Genomic DNA, 6,285 nt, shown 5'->3' on the forward strand with positions numbered 1-6,285 from the left:
TTATTCAGATCTTGATTGCCTTTTGCGAACATAGATTGGACCAAACTTTGCTGATTGTTGCATCTCTATTTTCCCTTCTTTGGCAAGCTCCAAAGAGGCTGCAAAGGTTGAAGCTAAAGCTGACCTGGCAACAAGGTTATCTAGAAGATCAACAGGCAAAAATTCTTTAAGATTTTGCCACTTAAGCGTTTGACCTAGAAGCCTTGAAAGTCTTTGCACCGCCGCTTCAACGGAAAAAATAGAGCTCGGTTCAATGGACATCTTGGAGAGAACTCCTCGACGTTTATGGGCAGTATAAGAGGCCAGCAATTCATGAAGAGAAGTCTCATAAAAAGGTCGGTATACTAACTTCATTTCTTCCGGATCCCCACGATAAAAAACGTCTCGTCCTAAGATATTAAGTGCAAAGAGACGTTGCCCAGCGTCTCTCATCGCATCTAGACGGCGCAGTTGCCGGGCGAGAGCCTCCGCTAGCACTTCTGCGCTTTCTTCCTCTTGAGCGTCTTCCTTCGGCAACAAAAGTCGCGATTTCATAAAAGTCAGCCACGCGGCCATAACTAAATAATCTGAAGCCAACTCGAGTCTCAGCAAGCGGGCATTACGAATATATGTCAGATATTGATCCGCAAGTGCCAGAATCGAAATTTTTGCAAGATCCACTTTCTGGTCTCTAGCCAAACTCAGCAAAAGATCTATTGGCCCTTCAAAGCCATCAAGATTAAGCACCAATTGCGCTTCACCTGAACCCGGGACATCTTCATCTATAAGATCAGAATTGAAGTCACTCATACCATCTACGGAACCCCAATAATCCCCCTCAGTAAATCAAATAGGCCCTGTACCGGCACGATCAAAAGCCAATGAAGAGGATCAAACACAACCCCTATCTCTTTCATCAGCATTGGAACAATAAAAAGCAAACCGAGCAAGATAAATAGACCAAACTTTTCTAGTTTGGCTAACCTCCACCCGAGTGATCTCGGCAATAAACCAACCGCAACTCGCCCCCCGTCTAGCGGGGGTAGAGGGATTAAATTAAAAATCGCAAGCAAAAGATTAATAATGATAGAATTTTCAAGATTACTCACCAACCAAAGACCCGCGGAGGCGGGTAAAATACTTTCTAGGCCAATTAATAATGCAGATAATATTGCCAATAAAAGGTTACTGGCGGGACCAGCGATTGCCACCAACACCATGTCCCTTTTTGGCTTGCGCAATTTTGAAAAATCAACTGGTACTGGCTTTGCAAAACCAAAAAGAAATGGGGCTCGAACCAGCAGCAACAAACCAGGTAATAAAAGTGTACCAACCGGATCAATGTGCTTCAGTGGATTAGCAGTTACTCGCCCGGCCCTCATAGCGGTCGGATCACCTAATCTCCACGCCACATAGCCATGCGCTGCCTCGTGCATCGTTATTGCCAATAACACAGGAACAACCCAAACTGAGAGCAAGTAGGCTATTTCCAAAATTAAGATCACCTATGATTGTAGCAATTTAATCAACTCTCGACGGTCGGCGGAGTTGTCAAACAGAGGCATTTCATCCCACAGCATAGCCTCGCAGCGAAGTGCCCGATCCAAGGAGTCACTTGTCATCGCGGGGACCGCTGATACAACCTCCTCCATTTCTGATAGATCTCCACTACAATGTAAAATGACATCGCAACCTGCCTCCAAAGCCCTAGCTGCTCGGTCACCTAAGTTTCCTGACAATGCCCCCATGCCAATATCATCGGTAATAAGTAGACCTTCAAAAGCTATGCCATTACGGATCACCGTCCCAATAACCTCGGAAGAGAAGGTAGCAGGCAAGACCGGATCAACTTCCGAATAAATGATGTGCGCCGTCATAGCCATTGGCATCTCACGAAGCTCCCGGAATGGAAGAAAGTCAGCCATAACCAATGTTTCAATACTTGTATCAACCCTAGATAGTGCCACATGGCTATCCACGCTCGACCGGCCATGACCCGGGATATGCTTAATAATCGGAAGTACACCGCACTCCAGTAACCCCTCACAAGCTGCACGACCATATTGACTTACTTGATGCGGATCGGCGCTGTAAGCTCTATCACCAATAACCTCATGCCCACCCGGGATAATAAGATCAAGAACCGGCATGCATGCCACGGAAATCCCAGAAATTATTAAATCATGAGCTATTAACCGGCTATTTAAGCGAATGGCCCGCACCGCTAACTCAGGTTGGTTCACAAATTTCGCTACTAGAGCTCGAGCCGACAGGGTAGTTGGCCAATTAGGAGGTCCTAAACGCGCCACACGTCCCCCTTCTTGGTCTATCAAGATGGGCAGGTGAGGACGATTTACAACTTCGCGTAGTTCGTTGGTCAGTTTTCGGAGTTGCTGTGGTTCGTTGATATTTCGGTCAAATAGGATGAACCCGAACGGACTAACAGAAGAAAAAAAATTGATCTCTTCTTCCGACAACACAGTCCCTGAACAACCAAAAATAATGGGAGCACAGTGCATATCAGGGGTCCACAACCATACATTCAATGCTAGACTTCAACATTACCTCACAAAAATTTTCTGCGTTTTGCCTCCCCCCTATTAGCTTAGTCCGCAAACGATAAAATATTCCCACCTCTCCTAAATCAACCTTACTGATTACCGGCGTCAATCCTCCCATTATGCCCTCTTGCATCCCCCGTACATACTCCCAACCCTTTTCAGCACCTTCCAAGGAACCAAAAGATCCCAACTGAGCCATAAAAAAACTACCCTCGGTGCCAGGTGTGTCTTGGCGCTCCACACTGGACGACTTTGCTTCCTGTCCTCCGTCGGTCACGTCGGTGTCTTTATCAGCCTTCACTTCTTCCTGGTTTGAGCCCAAATGCTCTCGCAGTTTAATCCCCGATGCTTCCTGGTTGTCCAAATTAGCGATATCGGGTGGTTCGATTGAATTTTCTTGGAAAGTCTCAAATACGGTCATCGTTTGGTTCGGAATTTCCATTCCGCCTGGACGTTCTGGAACTACTCTGGTTGGGCCAGCGGGGCCCGTAATTACAGGCAAATCATCGGAAGCAGGCTGGGTTATAGCCGCATGCCATACGACAAACATAAATATAGCCATACTCCCAACAACGGCAAGGGATATCACCCAAAATTGATAGCTTTTGCTCCTAGTCATTCAGAGCATTTCTGCTTGGGGCAGCACCCCAACAATACCCTGAAGGCCACTAACCAGCACTGCTCTAACTCCACTAAGAAGCGTTAAGCGAGCACGGGTCGCTTCCCAGTCTTCTTCCACAATGAAGCGCGTATCAGAATTTCTATTGCCTTGGTTCCACAAACTATGAAATTCAGAAGCCAGCTCGTTTAGGTAAAAGACAACGCGATGGGGTTCCCTAGAGGCCGAGGCAAGCTCAACAATTCTAGGCCAGTCGGCAAGCATCCGCAAAAGCTCCAACTCAGCACTATTAAAAACATACCCTGTATCATCAGAACTAATTGGGACCATCTCAATGTTTATCTCCTGGGCCCGCCTTAAAACAGAACAAATTCGCGCATGCGCATATTGTACATAAAAGACAGGGTTCTCCCGAGATTGCTCCGACACCCTTGTAAAATCAAAGTCCAACGGAGCATCGTTTTTCCTAGTCAACATAATGAAGCGGATCACGTCTTTCCCTTGTCCCTCACCCACCCTCTTATCCATCGAATCAATTAGATCCCGAACAGTTACGAAATTCCCCGCCCGTTTTGACATCTTAATGGGTTCACCCTGATCGAGTAATCGCACCATCTGGCACAGAGCTACGGTAACATCCCCAACGCCGTCTGTAAGCGCATCAACCGCAGCCTGAACACGCGATACGTATCCTCCATGGTCAGCTCCCCAAACATTGATCATATCCTTAAATCCGCGACGGTATTTGTGAAAATGGTACGCGATATCAGTGGCAAAATATGTCCATGAACCGTCAGACTTTTGCAGGGGCCGGTCAACTTCATCACCAAAATTGGAAGCTCGGAAAAGCAATTGGTCCCTTTTTTCCCACGTCTCGCTATTACCTTTTGGAGCTTCAAGTTGCCCACGATAGATGAGATTCCTCTGATCCAATTGCGCAACCACCTCGTCTACTTCACCGCTCCCTAATATCTCTTTTTCCGAAATTTCATTGTCAAATTCGATACCTAACAGTTTCAAATCTTCACGTATCAAATTCTTCATCGCATCAACTGAAAATTCTCTTATCTCTTCAGACCATTCCCCCTCCATCATGTCCACGTACTTCGAACTATGCAGGCTAGCCAACTCTTGACCCACAGCTTCTAGGTATTCCCCTTTGTATTCTATGCCACTCTCTCCCTCGGGGAGGCTGGGGGATCCGCTAAGGCCAAGAGACTGAAGGTATCGCCAGTAAGTGGCTCTAGCCAACTCATCCACCTGAGCACCTGCATCATTCCAATAATACTCCCGATCTACATCATGCCCCGAAAAAACTAATAAACGAGCAAGCGTATCCCCGAATATAGCCCCCCTAGCGTGACCGATGTGGAGAGGTCCGGTCGGATTGGCTGAAACGTACTCCAATACGATTCTTTTCTTTTTGCCCATAGAACTACGACCAAATTCTGACCCCACGTCAACTATATGCCTCAACACATCACGCCAAAAATCCTGAGAATACCGGACATTTAAGAATCCTGGGCCAGCCACTTCGATGGACTCAAATTCTGGCGGCCCAGAAAGAGCTGTGGCAAGCAGTTGCGCCACCTCCCGGGGCTTCGATTTTAGGGCTGGAGCCAATGCCAAGGCAGCGTTGGTCGAGACATCGCCATGATCCCGGTTTCTTGGAGGTTCTACTGTAATATTCATTAAATCCAAGTTACTGGGAACCTCACCATTATCTTGTAGATTATTGATACATTGAGATAAATGATCTCGAAAATTATTGAAAATATTCACTGGCTTTCCATGGAAACGTTAAACAGTTTAGCATACTCGTTCATTGCGTAGCGGTCGGTCATGCCGGCCACATAGTCTCCTACTACTTTAGCAGTTCTCGCCGTCTCAGGCCCGTCAGTCGCCCGCCTCCATTCACATGGCAAACAATCCGGTTCTTCGTTGAAAAACTGAAAAAGTTTGGCAACTATCCGGCGGGCTTTGCTGGACATCCTATTCACCCGAGGATGACGATAAACGTGATTGAACAGAAAATTTTTTAAGACGAGATGATTTGCCTGCATACTTTCTGAAAAAGCCACCAAAGGCACATCCAAACCCCTTACCTCTTGGGCACTCCCCGGTTTTAAGGCATGTGCTCTTTTTCTAGTCTCATCTATCAAATCCGTCACCATGCTATCGATAACCCGACGGACTACTTCATTTGCAGCCCGCCCCGCTTCGATATCAGGATACATTACCATTATTTCCCGAATTATTGGACCAACCAGGGGAATCTCTGATAAATCATTTAACCTTATTAAACCACCTCTTATAGCGTCATCCATATCATGGTTGTTATATGCTATATCATCTGCCAAGGATGCCACTTGGGCCTCAGGGCCAGCATAGGTATTCAATTCAAGATCATAAACTTTGTTAAAGGCGGCAATTTCCCAAAATGGCTTCTCGAGAGGACCATTGTGCTTGACTATACCCTCCAGAGTCTCCCAAGATAGATTGAGGCCGTCAAAATCTCCATATCGTTTTTCCAACTTGGTAACTATACGCAGCGTGTGGGCATTATGATCAAACCCTCCGTACTGGCCCATCGCTCCATTCAGAGCCTCTTCACCGGCGTGTCCAAATGGGGTGTGGCCCAGATCATGAGCCAAACATAACGCCTCCGCCAAATCCTCGTTTAAGCCCAGTTGACGGCTTATAGAGCGAGCAATTTGGGCAACTTCAATGCTATGCGTCAGCCTAGATCTATAATGATCCCCTTCATGATGCACAAAAACCTGTGTTTTATGCTCCAACCGCCGAAACGCAGTGCTGTGAATCACGCGGTCCCGGTCGCGTTGAAAAACTGTCCTGGTTTGACTAGCCTGCTCAGGACGCAGCCTTCCGCGGGAATTTTCTGCCTGAGACCCATATCGGGCCAAATTAGCATCGCTCATATTAACTCAAAATGGTCGAAATTTAATCACCTTTAATATACTAGGGCAAGGGTTACTGATTGACTTTATCCCTACAATCACTAGATATAGACATGAATGCTAACCTTTTACCATGAGCGTACACAATATGGCCAACGCTAAATCAGTTAATCCTGAAGATTGGGGCCTCTCCCTCACAGACAGTGCA

Annotated in this window: 6 protein-coding genes; all 6 read right to left on the reverse strand. The window is 46.7% G+C overall.

What is annotated here, in order from left to right; all coding sequences use genetic code 11:
• The 6 genes from CMM32_01470 to CMM32_01495 are packed head-to-tail and all read right to left on the reverse strand — an operon-like array spanning window position 1 to window position 6,098.
• The gene (locus tag CMM32_01470; protein ID MBT05576.1) at window positions 1-789 is read right to left on the reverse strand and encodes a segregation/condensation protein A; all 789 of its coding nucleotides are present in this window, start codon (window positions 787-789) and stop codon (window positions 1-3) included.
• A 5-nt stretch (window positions 790-794) separates the two neighbouring features.
• Window positions 795-1,481, reverse strand: coding sequence for a site-2 protease family protein (locus CMM32_01475; protein ID MBT05577.1), 687 nt, complete (start codon window positions 1,479-1,481; stop codon window positions 795-797).
• 3 nt (window positions 1,482-1,484) lie between these two features.
• Window positions 1,485-2,498 carry a beta-N-acetylhexosaminidase gene (locus tag CMM32_01480; GenBank protein MBT05578.1) on the reverse strand — a complete coding sequence of 338 codons (1,014 nt, stop codon included), beginning with the start codon at window positions 2,496-2,498 and terminating at the stop codon, window positions 1,485-1,487.
• A gap of 1 nt (window position 2,499) precedes the next feature.
• Entirely contained in the window at window positions 2,500-3,159 is a 660-nt protein-coding gene (locus CMM32_01485; protein MBT05579.1) for a hypothetical protein, read from the reverse strand.
• Window positions 3,160-4,941: an arginine--tRNA ligase gene (locus tag CMM32_01490; GenBank protein MBT05580.1), complete on the reverse strand. Its 1,782-nt coding sequence runs from the start codon at window positions 4,939-4,941 to the stop codon at window positions 3,160-3,162.
• Window positions 4,938-6,098 carry a deoxyguanosinetriphosphate triphosphohydrolase gene (locus tag CMM32_01495; protein MBT05581.1) on the reverse strand — a complete coding sequence of 387 codons (1,161 nt, stop codon included), beginning with the start codon at window positions 6,096-6,098 and terminating at the stop codon, window positions 4,938-4,940. Before CMM32_01495 ends, CMM32_01490 begins: the two co-directional genes overlap by 4 nt.
• Between the last annotated feature and the right edge of the window lie 187 nt (window positions 6,099-6,285).

The sequence above is a fragment of the Rhodospirillaceae bacterium genome (genome assembly GCA_002728255.1).
GTDB lineage: Bacteria > Pseudomonadota > Alphaproteobacteria > UBA7887 > UBA7887.